We start from the raw sequence: 22,160 nt of genomic DNA, 5'->3' as shown, positions 1-22,160 counted from the left end.
TGCGTTGCACAATTTTGAGCAATCCTCGCCTCACCAATAAGCGCGTTGTCAAACCAATGGGGTGCTCATGTCAGACGAAACAAATAAGGGCCTGCAGTCGGCATTCCGCCGCAAGCTGCTGATGGGAATGGCGGCGGTTCCCGCGATAACCATGCTTCCGCGATCGTCCTATGCGCAGGCGCCTGCAACTTCCGCGGTCAACACCACGGGCCTCGCAGTCACCGATAGCGAGGTGACGGTCGGCATCTTGCACTCGGCCACCGGCACGATGGCGATATCGGAGACCGGCTCGATCGAAGCCGAGAAGCTCGCGATCGAGCAGATCAACGCTGCCGGTGGCGTGCTCGGCCGCAAGATCAAGTTCATCCAGGAAGATGGCGCCAGCGACTGGCCCACGTTTGCGGAGAAAGCCAAGAAGCTGCTGGTCAACGACAAGGTCGCAGCGATCATGGGCTGCTGGACCTCGGCCTCGCGCAAGGCGGTGCTGCCGGTCATGGAGCAGTATAACGGCATGCTCTATTACCCGACCTTCTATGAGGGTCTCGAGCAGTCGAAGAACGTGATCTACACCGGGCAGGAAGCCACCCAGCAGATTCTCGCCGGCCTGAACTGGATCGCCAAGGAGAAGGGCGCCAAATCGTTCTTCTTCATCGGCTCGGACTATATCTGGCCGCGCACCTCGAACAAGATTGCGCGCAAGCACGTCGAGAACGTGCTGAAGGGCAAGGTCGTCGGCGAGGAATATTACCCGCTCGGCAACACCCAGTTCAATTCGGTGATCAACAAGATCAAGCTGACCAAACCCGACGTCATCTTCACGGACGTGGTCGGCGGCTCCAACGTCGCCTTCTACAAGCAACTCAAGGCGGCCGGCATCGATTTGTCCAAGCAGGCGCTGCTCACGATCTCGGTGACCGAGGACGAGATCGACGGCATCGGCGGCGAGAACATCGCAGGCGCCTACGCCTGCATGAAGTATTTCCAGTCGCTCGACAATCCCAACAACAAGGCGTTCGTCCCGGCGTTCAAGAAGATGTGGGGCGAGAAGACGGTGATCGGAGACGTCACCCAGGCTGCCTATCTCGGCCCGTGGTTATGGAAGTTGACGGTCGAGAAGGCCGGCTCGTTCGACATCGACAAAATCGCGGCGGCATCGCCCGGCGTCGAGTTCAAGGGCGCGCCGGAAGGCTACGTACGCATCCATGAGAATCATCATCTCTGGTCCAAGACCCGCGTGGGCCGCGCCAAGCTCGATGGTCAGTTCGAGCTGATCTACGAGACCGCCGATCTGGTCGAGCCCGATCCGTTCCCGAAGGGCTACCAATAAGCCCGGCGATTTTTCCCCCGAGCAACAGCTCCCTGACGCGGACCGTCAATCCGCGTCTCACGACCCCGCGTCGCGAATTTGCTCGCGACGCGGGACCTTGTCCCTCGATGGAGAAATCAGATGTTCGGCGACTACTCGATTGGCGACCTCGGCTCGATCTTCGTCATGCAGGGCTTTGCCGGCCTGATCCTGTTTTCCGTCTACGTGCTGATGGCGCTGGGGCTTGCGATCATCTTTGGCCAGATGGGCGTCATCAACATGGCCCATGGCGAGTTCATGATCCTCGGCGCCTACGTCACCTGGATGACGTCGAATCTCTTCCAGACCTATTTGCCCGGCCTGTTCAGCGGCTACTTCTTTCTCGCCATGATATTGGCCTTCTTCGCCTCCGGCGCGCTCGGGATGCTGGTCGAATGGGTGCTGATCAGGCATCTCTACAAGCGTCCGCTCGACACGTTGCTCGCGACCTGGGGCCTCAGTCTGATGTTGCAGCAGGCCTATCGCTCGATCTTCGGCGCGCGCGAGGTCGGTGTCGAGCTGCCGCAGTGGATGCTGGGCTCGCTGCGAGTCACGGACTCCATCGAGGTGCCGATCAACGGCGTTTTCGTGATGGGCCTGACGGTGCTTATTACGATCGGCGTCGCCTATGTCATGTTCATGTCGCGCTGGGGGCGCCAGGTGCGTGCCGTCGTGCAGAACCGCATTATGGCCGGGGCCGTCGGTATCAACACCGCCAAGGTCGACCGCTACACCTTCGCACTCGGTTGCGGCATCGCCGGCGTCGCCGGCAGCGCCTTCACCATGATCGGCTCGACCGGCCCGACGTCAGGCCAGCTCTACATCGTCGACACCTTCCTCGTCGTCGTGTTCGGCGGCGCCGCCAGCCTGCTTGGCACCATCGCCTCGGCCTTCTCGATCTCGCAGACCCAGTCGACGCTCGAGTTTTTCATGTCGGGTTCGATGGCGAAGGTGCTGACGCTGCTCGCAGTGGTCGGAATTCTGATGCTGAGGCCGCAGGGTCTGTTCGCCCTCAAGGTCCGCAAATAACGAAAGTGCAGGGGGCTGAACCCATGAACGACAGTCGCTTTACCTCGCGTTCGGAGCTGATCGGCATCCTGGTGCTCGGCGTCTTTCTTGTCGTGATCCTGCCGCTCTGCCTCGACGTCTTCCGTCTCAACTTGGTCGCCAAATACCTGACCTATGCCTTCGTCGCGCTCGGGCTCGTGATCTGCTGGGGCTATGGCGGCATTCTCAGTCTGGGCCAGGGCGTATTCTTCGGTCTCGGTGGCTACTGCATGGCGATGTTTCTCAAGCTCGAGGCGTCGAGTGTCGAGAACACCAAGATCCAGTCGACGCCGGGCATTCCCGATTTCATGGACTGGAACCAGATCACCGCGCTGCCGTTCTTCTGGAAGCCCTTCCACAGTCTGACCTTCACCATCGCCGCCGTGATCCTGGTGCCGGGCATCTTCGCCCTCGTCATCGGTGCTGCGATGTTCAAGCGCCGCGTCGGCGGCACCTATTTCGCGATCATCACGCAGGCGGTCGCGGCGATCCTGACCATCCTGATCGTAGGGCAGCAGGGCTACACCGGCGGCATCAACGGCATGACCGATCTGCGCACGCTGAAAGGCTGGGACATCCGTCCCGACCACGCCAAGATCGTACTCTATTTCTTCGAAGTTGGCCTGCTGTTCGCCTGCATCTTCATCGCGCAGTTCGTCCGCCACTCCAAGCTCGGCCGCATCCTGGTGGCGATGCGCGATCAGGAAGACCGTGTCAGGTTCTCGGGCTACAGCGTCGCCAACTTCAAGATTTTTGCCTTCTGCATCGCCGCGATCTTCGCCGCGATCGGAGGCGCGATGTTCGCGCTCAATGTCGGGTTCATGTCGCCGTCCTTTGTCGGCATCGTGCCCTCGATCGAGATGGTGATCTACACCGCGGTCGGCGGCCGCCTCTCGATCCTGGGCGCGGTCTACGGAACGATCTTGGTGAACTTCGCCAAGACCAGCCTTTCCGAGTCGTTCCCCGAGCTCTGGCTGTTCGGCCTCGGTGGCCTGTTCATCGCAGTGGTGCTCGCATTCCCGAACGGTCTCGCGGGCATCTGGGGAGATTACGTCCAGCCGCGGATCAGCAGACTGGTCGGTGTGCGCAAGCCGAAGGCCGGCTGGACCGAGAATTCGGTCGCCGACGGCGCACCCGCAGAGTGAGGAGGATCTTATGCTCGTCGGTCATCAGCCCAAGGAATTCCTGCTCGCGGTCTCCGGCCTGACCGTCTCCTTCGACGGCTTCAAGGCGGTCAACGATCTCTCCTTCTATGTCGAGGAAAACGAGATCCGGGTCATCATCGGTCCAAACGGCGCCGGCAAGACCACCGTGCTCGACCTGATCTGCGGCAAGACCAAAGCAACGTCGGGCTCGATCGAGTTTCGCGGCAAGGACCTGACCAAGCTGAAGGAGAACCAGATCGTCAAGGCCGGCGTGGGCCGCAAGTTCCAGACGCCGTCGATCTATGACGATCTCACGGTGTTCGAGAATCTGGAGATCTCCTATCCGCGCGGCCGCACCGTCTTCGGCGCGCTGACCTTCACCCGCGATGCCGCCGTCCGCGATCGCGTCCATGAAGTCGCGGAGATGATCTTCCTGAAGGACCGGCTCAACATGAGCGCGGCGCTGCTCAGCCACGGCCAGAAGCAGTGGCTCGAGATCGGCATGCTGCTGATCCAGGATCCGGACCTGCTGATGCTCGACGAGCCTGTCGCCGGCATGAGCGTCTCCGAGCGGGCCAAGACCGCCGAACTGCTCAACCGCCTCATCAAGGATCGCTCGGTGCTCGTCATCGAGCACGACATGAAATTCGTCGAGGACATCGCTCACAAGGTTACGGTGCTGCACCAGGGTCAGATTCTCTCCGAGGGCACCATGGAGAAGGTGAAGAACGATCCGAAAGTGATCGAAGTTTACCTCGGCCATTAAGGAGCGACATCAATGCTGGCAATCAATGATCTTCACGTCGCCTACGGCCAGAGCGAGGTGCTGCACGGCCTCAACGTCTCGGTCGCGCCTAACGAGATCGTCGCGATCATGGGCCGCAACGGCATGGGCAAGACCACTCTGATGAAGTCGCTGATGGGGATCGTGCCGACCAAGAGCGGCTCGGTGACCATGGACGGCGCCGAGCTCGGATCGCTGCCGAGCTACGACCGGGTCGCCAAGGGTCTCGCCTATGTGCCGCAGGGCCGCATGATCTTCTCCACCATGACGGTGAAGGAAAACATCGAGACCGGCCTCGTCGTCTCCGGCGGCTCGGAAGTGCCGGAAGATATCTACGAGCTGTTTCCCGTGCTCCTGGAGATGAAGGGCCGCCGCGGCGGCAATCTCTCCGGCGGCCAACAACAGCAACTGGCGATCGCCCGCGCGCTCGCCACCAAGCCGAAAGTGTTGCTGCTGGACGAGCCGACCGAAGGCATCCAGCCGTCGATCATCAAGGAGATGGCGCGCACGTTGAAGCGCATCCGCGATGAGCGGGGCCTGTCGATCGTCGTCTCCGAGCAGGTCCTGAGCTTCGCATTGGACATCGCCGACCGCGTGCTCGTGATCGAGAACGGCGAGATTGTGCGTGACGATCCGCGCGACGGCGTCGATGCCGCGCAGATCTCGAAATTCCTGTCTGTCTGACCAGTAGAACCAAGGGGAACATCTCGATGCCAGAGACACTGATCAAGGTCGATCTCACCAAATCGGCCTATGAAAACGACAAGATCCACAACCGCTGGCATCCGGAGGTTCCGATCGTCGAGTGGGTCAGCCCGGGCGACGATTTCATCATCGAAACCGTCGACTGGACCGGCGGCTTCATCAAGAACAACGACTCGGCCGACGACGTTCGCGATATCGACCTGTCGATCGTGCACTTCCTGTCCGGTCCGATCGGCGTCAAGGGGGCTGAGCCCGGCGACCTTCTCGTCGTCGATCTGCTCGACGTTGGTCCGCTGAAGGAGAGCCTGTGGGGCTTCAACGGCTTCTTCTCCAAACAGAATGGTGGGGGCTTCCTGACCGATCACTTCCCGTTGGCGCAGAAGTCGATCTGGGACATCAAGGGTCTCTACACCTCGTCACGTCATGTGCCCGGCGTGAATTTCGCCGGTCTGATCCATCCTGGCCTGATTGGCTGTCTGCCCGACGCCAAGATGCTCGCGGCCTGGAACGCGCGAGAAGCCGAACTGATCGCGACCAACCCGACCCGTGTGCCGGGGCCTTGCCAACCCGCCGTTCGCGCCGACCGCGCATGCCGGCCAGGCCAAGGGTGACGTCAAGGCCAAGATCGGTCTCGAGGGCGCCCGTACCGTGCCGCCGCGTGAGCATGGCGGCAATTGCGACATCAAGGATTTGTCGCGCGGCTCGAAGATCTACTTCCCGGTCTACGTTCCCGGCGGCGGCCTCTCGATGGGCGATCTGCATTTCAGCCAGGGCGACGGCGAGATCACCTTCTGCGGCGCGATCGAGATGGCCGGATGGCTGCACATCAAGGTCGACATCATCAAGGACGGCGTCGCGAAATACGGCATCAGGAATCCCGTGTTCAAGCCGTCGCCGATCACGCCGAACTACAAGGACTATCTGATCTTCGAAGGCATCTCGGTCGACGAGGCTGGCAAGCAGCATTACCTCGACGTTCACATCGCTTATCGCCAGGCTTGCCTGAACGCGATCGAGTATCTGAAGAAATTCGGCTACTCCGGCGCGCAGGCCTATTCGATCCTCGGCACGGCGCCGTGCCAGGGTCACATCTCGGGCGTGGTCGACGTGCCCAACGCCTGCGCCACGCTATGGCTGCCGACCGAGATATTCGACTTCGACGTGATGCCGTCCTCCGCCGGGCCGGTGAAGCACATCACGGGCGATGTGCAGATGCCGATCTCACCTGACAAGTAGCCCCCATGCGAAACGGATGCGGGGCGATGCGTCCCGCGTCCGACGTGCTACAGCGAAGAGAGCGACGATGCCCGTCTATGAATATCTCTGCAATGATTGCGGCCCGTTCACCGATATGCGTCCGATGGCCGAATGCGACGCGCCGCAGGATTGTCCGCGCTGCGAGATGGAATCGCCGCGCGTGATCCTCACCGCGCCGGCGTTCTTCTGCATGCCCGGTGACAAGCGCAAGGCGCACGCCACCAATGAGCGCAGCAAGCACGCGCCGAAGACGCTCGACCAGTACAAGGCCGCCCATGGTCCGGGCTGCGGCTGCTGCGGGACCGGCAGCAAGAAGAAACCGGGACGGCTCGTGACGAAGAGCAAGAGCGGCGCTGTCGGCTTCCCGACCGCGCGGCCCTGGATGATCAGCCACTGACGCGGACCGCAACGGATCAGAAGCTCGAACCAGAACCGAAGGGCGTTTTCAAATGCTTCATGGTGACATTTCTTCCAGCAATGACGTGGTCGGCGTTGCCGTCGTCAACTACAAAATGCCGCGGCTGCATACCAAGGCCGAGGTGCTCGACAACGCCCGCAAGATTGCCGACATGGTCGTGGGCATGAAGCTCGGTCTGCCCGGCATGGATCTCGTGATCTTTCCGGAATACTCGACCCACGGCATCATGTACGACGCCAAGGAGATGTACGAGACCGCCTCGCAGGTGCCGGGCGAAGAGACTGCGATCTTTGCCGAAGCTTGCCGCAAGGCGAAGGTATGGGGCGTGTTCTCCTTGACCGGCGAGCGCCATGAGGAGCATCCGCACAAGGCGCCCTACAACACGCTGATCCTGATGAACGACAACGGCGAGATCGTGCAGAAGTATCGCAAGATCATGCCGTGGGTGCCGATCGAGGGCTGGTATCCGGGCAAATGCACTTATGTCTCGGAAGGCCCAAAGGGGCTGAAGATCAGTCTGATCATCTGCGACGACGGCAATTATCCGGAGATCTGGCGCGACTGCGCGATGAAGGGCGCAGAGCTGATCGTGCGTTGCCAAGGCTATATGTATCCGGCCAAGGAGCAGCAGGTGATGATCTCGAAGGCGATGGCCTGGGCCAACAATGTTTATGTCGCGGTGGCCAACGCCGCGGGCTTCGATGGCGTCTACTCCTATTTCGGTCACTCGGCGATCGTCGGCTTCGATGGCCGGACGCTTGGTGAGACCGGCGAGGAGGAGTATGGCATCCAGTACGCCGGCCTGTCGAAGAGCCTTATCCGCGATGCCCGCCGCAACAACCAGTCGCAGAACCATCTCTTCAAGCTGCTGCATCGTGGCTACACCGGAACGATCAATTCGGGCGAAAGCGCGAAGGGCCTCGCAGCCTGTCCTTATGACTTCTATTCGAAGTGGATCGCCGACCCCGAAGGCACCCGGGATATGGTCGAGGCAATGACCCGCCCGACCGTAGGAACCGCTGAATGCCCGATCGAAGGCATTCCCAACGAGAAGAACGCCACGAACTACTAGTTCATTGCGCGGCAAGTTGCCGGTTGATCTGATGCGACGGCGGTAGCAGCAGCATTTGGCTGCTTAGCTTCCGCCCTCATCAAGCGCTCCACTACGGCTGCAAATCGCGTGGCTTTCGTTTCTTCGGCCGACCTGAACGATGCAGACCCCGCACGTCCTGCTGCTGGAAAAGCTCCCCGCACACGCCACGCAGCCATTGGCTTGCCGGGTCGTGATGGAAGCGGGCGTGCCAATATTGCTTCACCGTAAACCCGGCGATCGGCAGTGGGCAGTCGAACACGCGCAGTCCGTAATAATGAGCCAACGTTTCACCGATGTGCCTTGGAAGGGTGGCGATCAGATCAGTCGTCCCGACGATTGTGGGAAGCCCCAAAAAACCGGGGAGCTCGAGCACAACGTCAAGGACCATCCGCTGCTCCTTTAGTGCGTCCGCCAGCAACTGATGTCCAGTGCCGGAGTGTATGAGGACGTGCGCCTCGCGCCTGAAGTCCTTTGCGGTGATGCGGTCCCGGATCCGGGCATGTCTCGCATTCGCCAGACAGACCCAATCCTGCGGAAAGAGTGCCTGCTGGAAGTGTCCCGCGTCGAGATCCGAGATGTAGCCGAGCGCCAGATCGGCTTCGCCGGATTGTAGCATCCGTGGGGTGTCCGCGCCGATCTGTGCCGCCTCGATGCGGATGCCCGGCGCGACGCTGCGAACGTGAGCGAGGATGGCCGGAAGCAGCGTGACGTGGCTTCCATCCGTCATGCAGATGGTAAAACGGCGCTTTGCGATCGCCGGATCAAAGTCGATGCGAAGCTCCGCCAGGCGACGCAGCATTTCCAGCGCCTGTCTGGCCGTGCCGATGAGAGCCTCGGCGCGCGGCGTCGGCAGCATCCCCTCCGCCGACCGGATGAAGAGCGGATCGTCCAATTCCTTTCGCAAGCGCGCCAGCCAGATCGAAATGGTCGGCTGACTTTGACCGAGCTTCTCGGCTGCCTTGGTGACGCTGCCCGTGGTGAACAATGCGTCGAACAGCCTGAGCAGGCGCGGGTCCAGCAGATTGGTCTCGGCGTGATCCTGAAGCTTCATTGCAAATCACAATAACGATTATAAGGATCATAGTATATCCAAATATAGGTCAGCCTGCTACCTCGCTTCCAACGCCAGGCAAGGCGCGGGAGAAGCGTTCAGATGAGGATCTGCTTTATCGGAGCGGGGGCCTTGGGCTCCACCATCGGCGGCACGCTGGCACGTGGCGGGGCCGAGGTCTGGCTCATCGATCCGTTCCAGGCGCATATCGACGCGATCAATGCCGGTGGCCTCAGGTTGCTCGAAGCTGGCATCGAGACCGTCGTGAAGGTTACTGCGTGCACCTCCGCGACCCAGGTGGGGGTCGAGGCGGACCTCGTCATCGTACTCGTCAAATCCTACCACACGCGAGATGCCATTCGCGCAGCTGCGCCGATCATTGGGCCGCAGACTGTCGTGATGTCGCTTCAAAACGGGCTTGGTCACGAGGACATTCTGTCGGAGGAAGTCGGTCCCGACCGTGTCATGGCAGGCAAGACCTATGTTGGCGGCGTGTTGCTCGGCCCTGGTCATGTTCGCTCGGGCGTGATCGGCAAGGAAACCATCATCGGCGAGCTCGATGGTCGTTTGACGGAACGCGCACGACGAATCTCCGAAACGTTCAATCGTGCCGGCATTCTCACGCTGCTCAGCGACAACATCTTGGGCACGATGTGGGACAAGTTGTTCATCAACGTCGCCGGAGGAGGAATCACCGCCGTTACCGGGCTGACCTATGGCGGCCTCTATTCGTTGCCGATCCTGGAAGATTGCGCACTGGCCGCAATCTCGGAGGGTATCGCGGTGGCGCAGGCGGCCGGCGTGAAGATCTCGATTGCGGATCCGCGGCAGGCCTGGACGATGGCGTCTGCCGGACTTCCGCCCGAGTTCAAGACGTCGATGTTGCAGAGCTTGCAGTCCGGCAACCTGACCGAGATCGATTACATTCACGGCTCGGTCGTGCGTTGGGGTGCCAAGCTCAACGTACCGACCCCCGTCAATTCTACCCTCGTCGCATTGGTCAAAGGGCTCGAATACGCCCGCAGCGACTATCCGGGAAAGGCCTGAGACGATGTCGTTGCCCCGCGCCTACGTCGAACACGTCGCGATCCGGGTGCCTGACGTTGATCGTCACGTCGACTTCTTTCGTGAGGTCCTTGGTCTCGCTATTCGCGATGAGCAACCGGCTGATGGTGCGCGCCCGCGTCAGGTCTGGGTGCTCGGAAGCGTGCAACTGATCGAGGATCCGCACTTCGTCGGACCGGAGGGGCGTCTCGCCCATCTCGGCATCATGGTCGACGATTACGAAGGTGTGCTCGCCCGCGCCGCCGCGTGGGGTGCCAAAGCACTGCCCGCCGGACCGAACTGGCTCGAACTGCCGGGCGGGCTGAACGTCGAAATCTTGCAAGCCAGTGCGGGCGCGGTGGAAGCGGCGCTGGCGATCAATCCACGGGCATGAGGAAGAAGCGATATGACCGACGAACGCTACTGGGACGATGCCAAGGTCGGTGACGAATGCGTCACCCCCGCAGTGACGGTGACCGAAGCGATGGTGAATGCCTATGCCGAACTGACGGGTGATTTCACGCCTGTTCATGTCGACGAGGAGTACGCCAAGACCACGCCATTCGGCACGCGCGTCGCGCACGGGCTGTTTGGTCTGTCGCTCGCCGATGGTTTGAAGACCCGCGCCGACTATCGCTTCCTCCCGGGAATGTCATTGGGTTGGACCTGGGATTTCAAGCTGCCGATCAAGCTCGGCGACACCGTGCACGTGAAGTTCCGCGTCGGCTCGATGCGCGCAACAAAGCGGGAAGGGTGGGGCATCGTGGTGCTGCCATCGGAGCTGATCAATCAGCGCGGCGAAGTGGTGCAACTTGGCGAACACAGGTTGATGATTCCGATGCGCCCGAAGACCGAAGCCGCAGGAGCACAGGCATGACCGCGCAAGATCTGCCGCTCAAAGGCATTCGCGTCATCGACTACAGCCATTTCCTGGCAGGTCCGTTCATGGGCCGTTGCCTCGCTGCGATGGGCGCTGAGGTCATCAAGGTGGAGCGTCCGAAGGAAGGCGATGCGGGCCGCGCTCACGGGTATTTCAAGGACGGACAATCCGGCTACTTCCTGCAGCAGAACATGGGGAAGCAGGGATTGTGCATCGATCTGCGCGATTCGCGCGGTCTCGACATGATGATGAAGCTCGTCGACACGGCCGACGTCTTCATCGAGAACTACCGCCCCGGCGCACTCGAGCGCCTCGGGCTCGGTTACAAGGCGTTGTCGGCGCGCAATCCCAGACTGATCTACTGCTCGGTCTCGGCTTATGGCCACACCGGTCCCTATGCCGATCGTCCGGGCTTCGGCCTGATCGCAGAGGCGATGTCGGGTGCCTTGGCACAACTCGGCACCCCCGGCGAAGCGCCCCCGCTGCTTCGCATGCCGTTGGCGGACATGTACACCGGCATTCACGGTGTGGCCGCCGTCAATGCCGCGCTGGTCGGCCGCGCGTCGTCCGGGCGCGGCCAGCACATCGATCTCGCGCTATACGACTGCATGGTCTCGATGCACGATTATGCGGTGCAGCGTTACTTCTTCTCTGGCGGGACGGATCTGCCGAAGCAGACCGGAAGCGGACAGCCGGACTCGACCGTCTATGGCGTCTTTCCGGCAAAGGACGGCAATCTCGTCGTCGCCGCGCAAGTCGATGATGCGTGGAGACGATTGGCGAGCCTGATCGGGGGAGACAATCTGGCCTCCGACCAACGCTTCACCACCCCTGCCGCGCGCAACGCCCACTACGCTGAAGCGATGGAGATTGTGCGCAACTGGACGCTGTCGCAGCCCTCCCGGGACGCCTGTCTTGCGGCACTTGAGGAAGCAGGTGTGCCGTCGGCTCCCGTGCAGACCATCGAAGAGGTGGTGAAGGATCCGCAGATCCACGCGCGTGGCATGCTGGTCGAGCAGGAGCATCCTGTGCTCGGCAAGGTGACGCTGCCGAACCTGCCCTTCCGCTTCTCCGATTGCGACACCACCGTGCGGACCCCAGCGCCGCTGCTCGGCCAGGACAATCGCCGCATTGCCGCCTCGCTGGGAGTGGCGGCCGAAACCATCGAGGCGATGGTGCGCGACGGCGTCCTCTTCAACGAAGTCGCAGTGCAGGAGTGAGCGATGAGCGACCGTTATGCGGTGATCGGCAATCCGATCGGCTTCAGCAAATCACCTCTCATCCATGGCACTTTCGCCAGAATGACGGGACAGGACCTTGTCTATGAGGCGATCGAGGGGCCCCTCAACGGCTTCAGCGAGCGGGTTGATCAATTCCGGGCAGAGGGGGCCAAGGGGCTGAACATCACCGCTCCGTTCAAGCTCGATGCCTTCGCCTACGCAAACGAGCTATCCGAGAGCGCCGACCGAGCTGGCGCCGTAAACTGCCTGAAGTTCGTCGGCGATCGGATCATTGGCGAGAATTTCGACGGTGTCGGCCTGGTGCGTGACATCACGGTCAATCTCGGCGTAAGAATGGCCGGACGCCGCGTCCTGATTCTCGGTGCCGGCGGCGCGGCGCGTGGCGCGCTGCTGCCGTTCCTGCGCCAGGAGCCGTCCGAGTTGGTGCTCGTCAATCGTACCTTATCAAAGGCTGTGGCTTTGGCCGAAGAGTTTGCCGGTTATGGTCCCCTGATCGTCAGCGGTTATGCTGAACTGGCCGATCTTACCAAGGGGTATGACGTCGTGGTCAACGCGACGTCGGCCAGCCTGCGCGGTGAGATGCCGCCACTGCCGGGCAATGTCTTCCGCGGTGCGGAGCTGGCCTACGAGCTTGCCTATGGCAAGGGATTGACTTCCTTTCTGCAAGCGGCCCATGTCGAAGGCGTAGCCAAGCTGGCCGATGGCGTCGGAATGTTGGTGGAGCAGGCGGCGGAAGCTTTTGCCTGGTGGCGGGGGGTTCGACCCGGCACGGCTCAGGTCATCGCCGAGTTGACTGTCCCTTTGAGCTGACGAGCGATCCCGAACATGCCTCCCAAATCCAGCTTTCTCGTTGGTCTGATCGGCAGCGGCATTGCTGCGTCCCGCACGCCGCCCATGCACGAAGCCGCCGCTGACGCCGCCGGCATCCGCTATCTCTACAAGAAGATCGATCTGTCCGAGTTGAAGCTCGGCGTGAAGACCTTGCCGGAATTGCTCAGGGCCGCAAAGCGGATGGGCTTTGACGGGTTGAACGTGACCCATCCGTGCAAGCAGGCGATCCTTCCACTCCTGGACGAGCTCTCGCCCGACGCAAAGGCGCTTGGTGCCGTGAACACCGTGGTCATCAGGAACGGTCGAATGACTGGCCACAACACCGACTGGTTCGGCTTCGCCGAGAACTTTCGTCGCAACATGCAAGGTGCGTCGCTTCGTCGCGTCGTTCAGTTCGGTGCGGGGGGCGCAGGCTCGGCGGTCGCTTTCGCGCTCATGAAGCTCGGCGTGCAGGAACTGACCCTCATAGACATCGACCCGGTCAAGGCGCAGAGTGTGGTCGACGGATTGTCCCCCCGATTTGAAGAAGGGCGCTTAAAGGTTGGCCAGGATGTCGAGGCGGCTGTGGCTGCTGCAGACGGAATCGTCAACGCGACGCCGATCGGCATGGACAAATATCCAGGGACGCCGCTGCCGACGGCCCTGCTGCGTCCCGATCTGTGGGTCGCTGAGATCGTCTACTTCCCGCTGGAAACCGCGCTGCTGCGCGCGGCCCGCACCCTCGGCTGCCGCACGCTCGATGGCGCCGGCATGGCGATCTACCAGGGCACCGAAGCATTCCGCCTGTTCACGGACATCGCACCTGATCCAGACGTCTTCTTCGCAACGTTCGCATCACTGGGAGGATGACGTCAGGCCGATGGGCGAGCGGCACGAACAACGCCCGAGAGGAAACGCAAGATGGGCTACACGCTCGATTTCTCGGTGGTTTGGCATGCGATGCCCGCGCTGCTGTGGGGCTGTGCGGGTACGTTGGGCCTGGCACTTGCCGGCATGACGCTCGCGATGATGATCGGTGTCGCGGGCGTCGCGGCGCGCGATTCGAAAGCGGCCTGGCTACGTGCCCTCGTGATCGGCTTCGTCGAGATGGTGCGCAATACGCCTTTCCTGGTGCAGATATTCTTTCTGTTCTTCGCCTTGCCGCTCATCGGGTTGAAGCTCAATCCAACCGCTACTGCCATTATCGCACTCGGCGTCAATGGCGGCGCGTACGCCATCGAGATCATCCGCGGCGGGGTGCAATCCATTCACAAGGGGCAAATAGAGGCCGGCTACGCGCTCGGACTGCACAAAGGGCAAGTGTTCCGTTTCATCGTGCTCAAGCCCGCGCTTCGTGCGATCTACCCCTCGCTCACAGGGCAATTCATCATGCTGACGCTGACCTCATCGATCTGTTCGGCGGTATCGGCCTACGAATTGACGTCGGTTGCGCAGCGCATCGAAAGCGACACGTTCCGCAGCTTCGAGGTCTATTTTTCCGTCACCTTCCTCTATCTCGCGATCTCGTGGCTACTGATGCTGGGCTTTGCGGCCATCTCCCACCGCTTCTTCTCCTATCCGACACGCTGACGGGGAGATCATGGCACCGCATTTTGGTCTTCCCGAGTTTGGCTTCCTGTTGCGTGGGCTGCAATGGACAGTGCTGCTGACGCTCGTCGCTTTCGCAGGTGGCTGCACCGCGGGCCTTGCCGTCGCGCTTTTGCGCACTTGTGGTCATAAGTGGGTCGAATGGACCGTCCGCGTCTACATCGGGATATTCCAGGGCACGCCGCTGCTGCTGCAGCTCTTCGTCGTGTACTACGGATTGGCGTTGACCGGGCTGAAGCTCGACGCGTTCGTCGCGGTGGCGATCGGGTTCACCGTGAACGCCTCCGCCTTCCTTGGCGAGATCTGGCGCGGAGCGATCCAGGCGGTGCCGCGCGGGCAGACCGAGGCGGCGATGGCGCTTGGGCTGCACTATTCGTCCCGCATGCGCGACATCGTGCTGCCGCAAGCGATCCGCATCTCGCTGCCGGCAACCATCGGCTATCTCGTGCAATTGATCAAGGGTACCTCGCTCGCCGCCATCGTCGGCTTCATCGAGCTCGCCCGCGCCGGTCAAATCGTTTCGAACCAGACTTTCCAGCCGTTGCTCGTCTTCGGCGTGGTCGGCGCAATGTATTTCGTCCTCTGCTGGCCACTCTCGTGGTGGGGCAGCCGGATGGAGGCCAGGCTCGCCTTGGCCAGTCAAAGGTAGGAACGGCGCACCTGCCCAATCATATAAAGCCATCACCAGGAGGAGAAAATTCATGTTGCTTTCACTCAATCGTCGCCGGCTCGGCATCGCGCTGCTGATGCTGATGGCCATCGGGGCCGCAGGCAAATCGCAGGCCGGCACGTTGGAAGACGTGAAGAAGAAGGGCGTCGTCGTTATCGGCATTCAGGGCGACAATCCTCCGTGGGGCTATGTCGATAGTTCGGGAAAGCAGGATGGCATCGATGCCGACATGGGCCGCGCCTTCGCTGAATATCTCGGCGTGAAGGCCGAGTTCGTCCCCCTGGCGGTAGCCAATCGCATTCCGTCGCTCACCACAGGCCGCGTAGACATTCTGTTCGCGACCATGGCCATGCTGCCCGAACGCGCAAAGGCGGTGCAGTATTCCAAGCCGTATGTTGCCAATGAGATCACGCTTGTCGCGGCCCAGGCGACCCCGATCAACAGCAATGCCGACATGGCCAAGTTCGTGATCGGCGTTCCGAGGTCCTCCACGCAGGACACCCAGGTCACCAACAATGCGCCAGCGGGCACCGAAATCCGCAGGTTCGATGATGACGCGGCCACGATCCAGGCGCTGCTGTCCGGTCAGGTCCAGGCCGTCGGCGCAAACAGCTTCTACCCGCAGCGTCTGAACGCCGCAAAGCCCGAACTTGGGTTCGAGCCGAAGCTTCACTTCACGGCTCTGTACAACGGCGCCTGTACCCGCCTGGGTGACAAGGAGTGGAACGAGACGGTCAACAAGTTCATCGACCAGATCAAGACCAACGGCAAGTTGGCCAGCTTCTACGCCAAATGGATGAAGGCGCCCGTTCCGATCTTCCCGGACTCAGTCCCCGGCGTTCCGTTCACGGTTCAATAGGCAATGCGAGCGGCCGGCGCGCTGTGCGCGTCGGCCGTCGTTCGATGGTGGAGGCGGAATCCATGCAGGATCAGATCCTGATCGAAATGAAAGGCGTGCAGAAGTGGTATGGCGAGTACCAGGCGCTTCGCGATGTCGATCTCACGGTGCGGAAGGGCGAAAAGATCGTGCTCTGCGGTCCGTCCGGCTCGGGCAAATCGACTCTCATCCGCTGCATCAACCGCCTCGAGCCGATCCAGCAGGGCCGTATCGTGGTGAACGGGCATCGTTTGGACGACAGCATCAAGGCTATTGATGTGGTTCGCCAGGACGTCGGCATGGTCTTTCAGAGCTTCAATCTTTTTCCGCATATGACGGTCTTGCAGAACTGCATGCTCGCGCCTATCCGCGCGCGCCGCATCAGCAAGTCCGAGGCGGAGGCGACCGCGCGAAGATACCTGGAGCGCGTCCGCATCGGTGATCAGGCCGAGAAGTATCCGGCGCAACTTTCGGGCGGGCAGCAACAGCGCGTTGCGATCGCGCGTGCGCTCTGCATGCAGCCGAAGGTGATGCTGTTTGATGAACCGACCTCGGCTCTCGACCCTGAGATGGTCAAGGAGGTGCTCGATACGATGATCGGCCTCGCCAACGACGGAATGACCATGATTTGCGTCACCCACGAGATGGGCTTTGCCCGCCAGGTTGCCGACCGGGTCATCTTCATGGCTGAAGGACAGATCATCGAAGAAGGCGCACCCGACGCCTTCTTCCGCAATCCGCAGCACGCCCGCACCAGGCAGTTCCTTGGCGAAATCCTCGCCCATCACTGAACGGAGTACTTCCATGAGCCGTCTTGTCTACGTCCTGAACGGGCCGAATCTCAACTTGCTCGGAAAGCGTCAGCCCCACATCTACGGTCACGAGACGCTTGCGGACGTGGAGCGGGATTGCCGGGCGCTAGCCAAGGAGCTCGGCCTTGAGATTCGCTTCCATCAATCCAACAGGGAATACGAGCTGATCGACTGGATTCATGAGGCGCGCGAGACGGCTGCCGGCATCGTGATGAACCCGGCAGCTTTCACCCATACGTCGGTCGCCATCCTGGATGCTCTCAACATGTTCGAGGGGGTCGTGATCGAGGTGCACATTTCCAACGTGCACAAACGCGAGGAATTCCGCCACCACTCGTTCATCTCCAAACGGGCTGACGGGGTTATCGCCGGCTTCGGCAATCAGGGTTATCTGCTCGGCTTGCGGCGCGTGGCCAAGCTGCTTGATGAGAAGAAGGAATAGCATCGTATGATTGTACCGCCCGCCTGGCCGCGGCCGGCTCGGGCAGATTGTGGCGGTGCATGGCATGGCCGATCCAAGCGCCTGCGCGGAAAAGTTGAAGAGATCAGACGATCGTCCTGCACTTCGCCTTGGACGCGCGGGGAACCGGCAAGGTTTCCGATGCCATCCAGTCGCTTGGATCTCGGAATTCACCGCGGGTGAGAACCCGGCCGGCCGGCGGTGAGTGGACGCGAGGGGCTGAAAGCCTTCGGAGTGATCGACGCCGGACACGACCCCGCCGTCGCATTTAGGGGCCCCGATTGTTGCCCTTCCGCCACTGGCTGCGAGATCTTGCCCGGCGCGGAACCTGCACGACTGGCGATTCTGCAGCGATCGTCGCCCCGAAATCCTGTTTCTTCGTTCGATATTTGGCTCGCCCGTTGCGATGCATCGCAGTGGTTCTTCAGGTCTGCTCGATTCGCTTTTCCACGCCGTGGAGGGGCCCCGCGCAACCCATCCAGGCCGCATGCACATCGGAACGGTCGGTTTGCGCCCTAGGCTGTAACGAGGCTGTGAATGAATTTTTTCCACTAGTGAATCAATAGGTTGCGATATTTTTCGCGCTTCGGTCGGTGCGTGATTTTTGTGCAACACATGATCAGATTCGGGATATTCGAGGCTGTTCGCGCCCGTTCGGTTGTTGCGTGTGCAATGGCCATCGATCATGGTGATCAGGCGACGGAGGGGGGCATCCCAAGGTCGTCCCGTTTAGGTCTTTCGCTTAAGTCCCTCGCGTTCATGCGGGTGTGTCCGAAGACGCGAAGGTGGCCAGGGCGGTGATTTAGAGGGGGTTGGGGAATTGGCCGTCCGGGTCAGTGACCTTCCCTGAAGAGCAACTTGGAGGTTTAACATGAACTTTAAGAGCCTTTTGCTCGGCTCAGTGGCGGGTCTGCTCGCCGTTGGCGGAGCCCAGGCAGCCGACCTTCCGTTGAAGGCAAAGGCCGTCGAATACGTGAAGATCTGCTCGCTGTACGGTGCGGGTTTCTACTACATCCCCGGCACCGACACCTGCATCAAGCTGGGTGGTTACGTCCGCGCGGACATGATCCTCGGCGGCGCTAACGACTATGGCTTCCGGTTTAGCTCGGGCACCTTCAACGGCGGCTCGAACAACCGTCTGACGAACTACTATTACAGCCGCGCTCGTATGGACCTCACGGTCGATACCCGCACCGCAACCGAGTACGGCGTGGTCCGCACCTTCGCCGACATGGTGTTCAGCGTTGACTCCCAAACGGTCTCCGCGAGCAACCCGTCAGCCGCCGCGGGCGGCACTGCTGGTCTCGGCCTCTACCACGCCTTCATCCAGTTCGCTGGCTTCACCTTCGGTCGCACCGTCTCGATCTTCGATGCACCGTGGACGGGCTATCCGGCTGGCGGTCCCGATACCATTCCGGGCGGCTCGAACTTCGTCACCGGTGTGAACCAGGCCACCTACACGGCTGACTTCGGCCAGGGCATCACCGCCGCAGTGTCGATCCAGGATCAGACGACGGGCAATGGCGGCGGTCAATCGAACCTGTGGAATGCGACCGGCTTTGCAACGGCCGCAGCGGCTGGTACTGCCCTCATCCAGGGCAACTACGGCACGTACGATTGGGGTGCGAACCGTTCTCCCGACATCGTCGGTCAGGTTCGTGTTGACCAGGCTTGGGGCCTGTTCCAAATCGCGGCTGTCGCACATGAGATCCACAGTGCGTACTACGGTACGTTTGAGACCAGCGATCACCCCGCCGATAAGTGGGGCTGGGCTGTGCAGGGCGCCTTGTCGATCAAGAACATCCCGACCGGTGCGGGTGACTCGATCAACATGCAGGCCGTCTACGCCGACGGTGCGGCTCACTACGTCTTCGGCAACATCTCGTGGCCGCAGAACTTCTCGATGTACAGCGGCAGCGGCATCGGTGCTTACCAGAGCGTTGGTTTCGCTGGCATTACCGACGGCGTCTTCGGCGCTGGCACCGGTATCGAGACGACCAAGGCTTGGGGCTTCCGCGGTGGTTACACCCACAACTGGACCCCGAACTGGGCGAGCGCCATCTACGGTGGCTATGCTCATATGGGCTACGGCAACACGAGCAAGGGCCTGATCTGCGCGAACTTCGCCACGATTGCCGTGGCTGGTTCGACCTGCAACCCGGACTTCAACATCGGCGTGATCGGTGTCAACACCGTCTGGACTCCGGTCAAGAACCTGGCGTTCACGGCTGACCTGAGCTACACGATGCTCGACCAGAAGTACTCGGGCGCCGTCACTGGCCCGGCCACTGCAGTTGCCGCCTTCGCGAAGCCGGCTGCGACCTACGAGCTGAAGGATCAGAACTCGCTGACCATGATGCTCCGCGCTCAGCGCAACTTCTAAGATCAATCATCCGATTGATTGGAGAGCCCCGGCAGGAAACTGCCGGGGTTTTTCTTTGTTGATGGTCTGTCATGGCCTCAGCGAAGATGCCACCTGTGGTGCATCCGGGCTTCCATTCGATATCAAAGCAGGAGGGGGCGCCGCGAGGCGCGGGCCTTGTCTGATGTCGCTTATCCGAAGGGAATTGTGAGGCGGGACGAGGCCTTCCTATGTGATGATGATGTCCGATGACCTCTCCCGGAAGCCAGTAAGGGGCGGGGCATGAAGGGAGCATTCGATGAAGATGATCAAGGGACCGGCGATATTCCTCGCTCAGTTTGCCGGCGACGTGGCGCCGTTCAACTCCTTCGACGCGATCTGCGGATGGGCGGCCTCGCTCGGCTACGAGGGGGTTCAGATTCCGACTTGGGATCGACGGCTCTTCGACCTCACGCGGGCATCGGAGTCGCAGGACTACGCTGATGAGGTGAAGGGGATCGCGGCGCGCCATGGGTTGGCGATCACCGAGCTCTCGACCCATCTCCAGGGGCAGCTCGTCGCCGTTCACCCGGCCTATGACGCGGCATTCGACGGCTTTGCCGTGCCGGAAGTGCGTGGCGACGCCAAGGCCCGCACGGAGTGGGCCATCGATCAGGTCAAGCGCGCGATCCTGGCCTCCAGGCGGCTCGGACTCACCGCGCAGGCGACGTTCTCCGGTGCGCTTGCCTGGCCCTACGTCTATCCGTGGCCGCAGCGACCGGCCGGCCTCGTCGAAGCCGCCTTCGACGAGCTTGCCAGGCGTTGGCGGCCGATCCTCGACTATGCCGACGAGCACGGCGTCGATCTCGCCTATGAGATCCACCCCGGCGAGGACCTTCACGACGGCGTCTCCTACGAGATGTTCCTGGAGCGGGTCGAGAATCATGTGCGCGCGAATCTGCTCTACGACCCGTCACACTTCGTTCTGCAGCAGCTCGACTACCTCGACTACATCGACATCTACCACCAGCGCATCAGGGCCTTCCACGTCAAGGACGCCGAGTTCAACCCAACCGGTCGCCAGGGTGTCTATGGCGGGTTTCAGAGCTGGGTCGACCGTGCCGGCCGCTTCCGTTCTCTGGGCGATGGCCAAGTCGATTTCGGCGCCATCTTCTCGAAGCTCACGCAGAACGACTATGGCAGCTGGGCGGTGCTCGAGTGGGAGTGTGCGCTGAAGCATCCCGAACAGGGGGCGCGCGAGGGCGCCGACTTCATCAAGAGCCATATCATCCGCGTCACCGAGCAAGCCTTCGACGATTTCGCAGGCTCCGGCACCGACGACGCGGCGAACCGCAAGATGCTCGGCATCTCCTGAGCGAGGAGAAGAGAATGACCATCGAAGCAAGCAAGGAAGCCGGCGATCGCGGTCGTATCCGGCTTGGCATGGTCGGCGGCGGTCAGGGCGCCTTCATCGGTGCCGTCCACCGTATTGCCGCTCGCATCGACGACCGGTTCGAGCTGGTTGCCGGCGCGCTCGCGTCCGATCCGGTTCGAGCCAAGGCCTCAGCGAAGGAGCTCGGCATCGCTGATGATCGTGCCTATGGCTCATTCGAGGAGATGGCGAAGGCTGAAGCTGCGCGGGCGGACGGCATCGAGGCGGTCTCGATCGTAACCCCCAACCACATGCACAGTCCGGTCGCGAAGGCGTTCCTTGAAGCCGGAATCCACGTCATCTGCGACAAGCCACTGACGACGACGGTCGCCGAGGCCGAGGAGCTGGTGGCGTTGGTCCGGAAGACGGGCAGGGTCTTCGTGGTGACGCACAATTACACGGGCTATCCCATGGTTCGCCAGGCGCGCGCCATGATCGCGAATGGCGACCTCGGTGAAGTCAGGCTGGTCCGGGCCGAATATCTCCAGGATTGGCTGACCGAGCGACTGGAAGCAAGCAGCCACAAGCAGGCGACGTGGCGGACGGACCCGGCCCGGTCCGGCGCCGGCGGCTGCATCGGAGACATCGGCACCCACGCCTATAATCTCGCCTGCTTCGTCACGGGGCTCGAGCTCGACGAACTGCTCGCGGAGCTGTCGACCTTTGTCGAGGGGCGGCGTCTCGATGACGATGTCCAGATCCTCCTGAAGTGGAAGGGCGGGGCGAAGGGGATGCTGTGGGCTAGTCAGGTCGCGGTCGGCAATGAGAACGGCCTCACGCTGCGCGTCTACGGCAGCAAAGCCGGGCTCGAATGGGCGCAGGAGAATCCGAACCAACTCTGGTTCACGCCGTACGGCCAGCCCAAGCAGCTTCTGACCCGCGGCGGCGCCGGCGCCATGGGTGAGGCGGCTCGTGTCACCCGCGTCCCTTCGGGCCACCCCGAGGGCTACCTCGAAGGTTTCGCAACAATCTACGCCGAGGCCGCGCGCGCCATCCACGCGGCAAGAGCGAACGTGAAGCCGGATCCTGAGGTGATTTTCCCAACCGTCGAGGATGGCCTGGCAGGTGTGAAGTTCATCGATGCTGCGGTGAAGTCCTCGGCAGGCAACGGCACCTGGATTCGGATGACCTAACTGGCGC

The 22,160-nt window shown here is 61.7% G+C and carries 22 protein-coding genes and 1 pseudogene; 22 read left to right on the top strand and 1 reads right to left on the bottom strand.

What is annotated here, in order from left to right:
• Positions 1 to 67 precede the first annotated feature (67 nt).
• The 8 genes and pseudogenes from urtA to ACVW16_RS08560 all read left to right on the top strand — a co-directional run bounded on the left by urtA (position 68) and on the right by ACVW16_RS08560 (position 7,773).
• Entirely contained in the window at positions 68 to 1,327 is a 1,260-nt protein-coding gene (gene urtA, locus ACVW16_RS08595; protein WP_456704881.1) for an urea ABC transporter substrate-binding protein, read from the top strand.
• Positions 1,328 to 1,447: 120 nt separating this feature from the next.
• Positions 1,448 to 2,374, top strand: coding sequence for an urea ABC transporter permease subunit UrtB (gene urtB, locus ACVW16_RS08590; protein WP_092239710.1), 927 nt, complete (start codon positions 1,448 to 1,450; stop codon positions 2,372 to 2,374).
• Between the two features lie 23 nt (positions 2,375 to 2,397).
• Complete coding sequence (gene urtC, locus ACVW16_RS08585) at positions 2,398 to 3,537, top strand: urea ABC transporter permease subunit UrtC (protein ID WP_456704880.1); 1,140 nt, start codon at positions 2,398 to 2,400, stop codon at positions 3,535 to 3,537.
• A 10-nt stretch (positions 3,538 to 3,547) separates the two neighbouring features.
• Positions 3,548 to 4,303: an urea ABC transporter ATP-binding protein UrtD gene (gene urtD, locus ACVW16_RS08580; protein WP_456735899.1), complete on the top strand. Its 756-nt coding sequence runs from the start codon at positions 3,548 to 3,550 to the stop codon at positions 4,301 to 4,303.
• Positions 4,304 to 4,315: 12 nt separating this feature from the next.
• Positions 4,316 to 5,005, top strand: a complete 690-nt coding sequence (gene urtE, locus ACVW16_RS08575; protein ID WP_456704878.1) for an urea ABC transporter ATP-binding subunit UrtE — start codon at positions 4,316 to 4,318, stop codon at positions 5,003 to 5,005.
• Positions 5,006 to 5,031: 26 nt separating this feature from the next.
• Positions 5,032 to 6,262: pseudogene (gene fmdA, locus ACVW16_RS08570) on the top strand (formamidase).
• 67 nt (positions 6,263 to 6,329) lie between these two features.
• Entirely contained in the window at positions 6,330 to 6,680 is a 351-nt protein-coding gene (locus tag ACVW16_RS08565; RefSeq protein ID WP_456735897.1) for an FmdB family zinc ribbon protein, read from the top strand.
• Between the two features lie 52 nt (positions 6,681 to 6,732).
• Positions 6,733 to 7,773, top strand: a complete 1,041-nt coding sequence (locus ACVW16_RS08560; protein ID WP_456704876.1) for an aliphatic amidase — start codon at positions 6,733 to 6,735, stop codon at positions 7,771 to 7,773.
• A gap of 91 nt (positions 7,774 to 7,864) precedes the next feature.
• On the opposite strand, the gene ACVW16_RS08555 is transcribed toward ACVW16_RS08560, so the two are convergent.
• A complete protein-coding gene (locus tag ACVW16_RS08555; protein ID WP_456704875.1) occupies positions 7,865 to 8,845 on the bottom strand; it encodes a LysR family transcriptional regulator in 981 nt (326 codons plus the stop codon).
• A gap of 102 nt (positions 8,846 to 8,947) precedes the next feature.
• Here ACVW16_RS08555 and ACVW16_RS08550 point away from each other — a divergent pair, with 102 nt between their 5' ends.
• From ACVW16_RS08550 to ACVW16_RS08485, 14 genes are all read left to right on the top strand, one after another.
• Positions 8,948 to 9,892: a ketopantoate reductase family protein gene (locus ACVW16_RS08550; protein WP_456738777.1), complete on the top strand. Its 945-nt coding sequence runs from the start codon at positions 8,948 to 8,950 to the stop codon at positions 9,890 to 9,892.
• Between the two features lie 4 nt (positions 9,893 to 9,896).
• Positions 9,897 to 10,283, top strand: coding sequence for a VOC family protein (locus tag ACVW16_RS08545; protein WP_456735896.1), 387 nt, complete (start codon positions 9,897 to 9,899; stop codon positions 10,281 to 10,283).
• 12 nt (positions 10,284 to 10,295) lie between these two features.
• Positions 10,296 to 10,766, top strand: a complete 471-nt coding sequence (locus ACVW16_RS08540) for a MaoC family dehydratase (protein ID WP_456704872.1) — start codon at positions 10,296 to 10,298, stop codon at positions 10,764 to 10,766.
• A complete protein-coding gene (locus ACVW16_RS08535) occupies positions 10,763 to 11,989 on the top strand; it encodes a CaiB/BaiF CoA transferase family protein (protein WP_456704871.1) in 1,227 nt (408 codons plus the stop codon). The genes ACVW16_RS08540 and ACVW16_RS08535 overlap by 4 nt, the downstream gene beginning before the upstream one ends.
• A gap of 3 nt (positions 11,990 to 11,992) precedes the next feature.
• Positions 11,993 to 12,820 (top strand): shikimate dehydrogenase, encoded by an 828-nt coding sequence (aroE, locus tag ACVW16_RS08530; protein WP_456735895.1) that lies wholly within the window; start codon positions 11,993 to 11,995, stop codon positions 12,818 to 12,820.
• 15 nt (positions 12,821 to 12,835) lie between these two features.
• Positions 12,836 to 13,690, top strand: a complete 855-nt coding sequence (locus ACVW16_RS08525) for a shikimate dehydrogenase (RefSeq protein WP_456735894.1) — start codon at positions 12,836 to 12,838, stop codon at positions 13,688 to 13,690.
• A gap of 51 nt (positions 13,691 to 13,741) precedes the next feature.
• Positions 13,742 to 14,410: an amino acid ABC transporter permease gene (locus tag ACVW16_RS08520; RefSeq protein WP_456704868.1), complete on the top strand. Its 669-nt coding sequence runs from the start codon at positions 13,742 to 13,744 to the stop codon at positions 14,408 to 14,410.
• Between the two features lie 10 nt (positions 14,411 to 14,420).
• The gene (locus ACVW16_RS08515) at positions 14,421 to 15,077 is read left to right on the top strand and encodes an amino acid ABC transporter permease (protein ID WP_456704867.1); all 657 of its coding nucleotides are present in this window, start codon (positions 14,421 to 14,423) and stop codon (positions 15,075 to 15,077) included.
• A gap of 52 nt (positions 15,078 to 15,129) precedes the next feature.
• Positions 15,130 to 15,957 (top strand): transporter substrate-binding domain-containing protein, encoded by an 828-nt coding sequence (locus tag ACVW16_RS08510; protein WP_456704866.1) that lies wholly within the window; start codon positions 15,130 to 15,132, stop codon positions 15,955 to 15,957.
• 62 nt (positions 15,958 to 16,019) lie between these two features.
• Positions 16,020 to 16,766, top strand: a complete 747-nt coding sequence (locus tag ACVW16_RS08505) for an amino acid ABC transporter ATP-binding protein (RefSeq protein WP_456735893.1) — start codon at positions 16,020 to 16,022, stop codon at positions 16,764 to 16,766.
• Between the two features lie 13 nt (positions 16,767 to 16,779).
• A complete protein-coding gene (gene aroQ, locus ACVW16_RS08500) occupies positions 16,780 to 17,229 on the top strand; it encodes a type II 3-dehydroquinate dehydratase (protein ID WP_456735892.1) in 450 nt (149 codons plus the stop codon).
• 889 nt (positions 17,230 to 18,118) lie between these two features.
• Entirely contained in the window at positions 18,119 to 19,630 is a 1,512-nt protein-coding gene (locus ACVW16_RS08495; protein ID WP_456735359.1) for a porin, read from the top strand.
• A gap of 277 nt (positions 19,631 to 19,907) precedes the next feature.
• Complete coding sequence (locus tag ACVW16_RS08490) at positions 19,908 to 20,963, top strand: sugar phosphate isomerase/epimerase family protein (RefSeq protein ID WP_456735891.1); 1,056 nt, start codon at positions 19,908 to 19,910, stop codon at positions 20,961 to 20,963.
• Between the two features lie 14 nt (positions 20,964 to 20,977).
• Positions 20,978 to 22,153 (top strand): Gfo/Idh/MocA family protein, encoded by a 1,176-nt coding sequence (locus ACVW16_RS08485; protein ID WP_456735890.1) that lies wholly within the window; start codon positions 20,978 to 20,980, stop codon positions 22,151 to 22,153.
• Positions 22,154 to 22,160 lie beyond the last annotated feature (7 nt).

It is taken from the genome of Bradyrhizobium sp. USDA 4474, from assembly GCF_054057515.1.
This window is presented reverse-complemented; position numbering and strand designations above follow the sequence as displayed.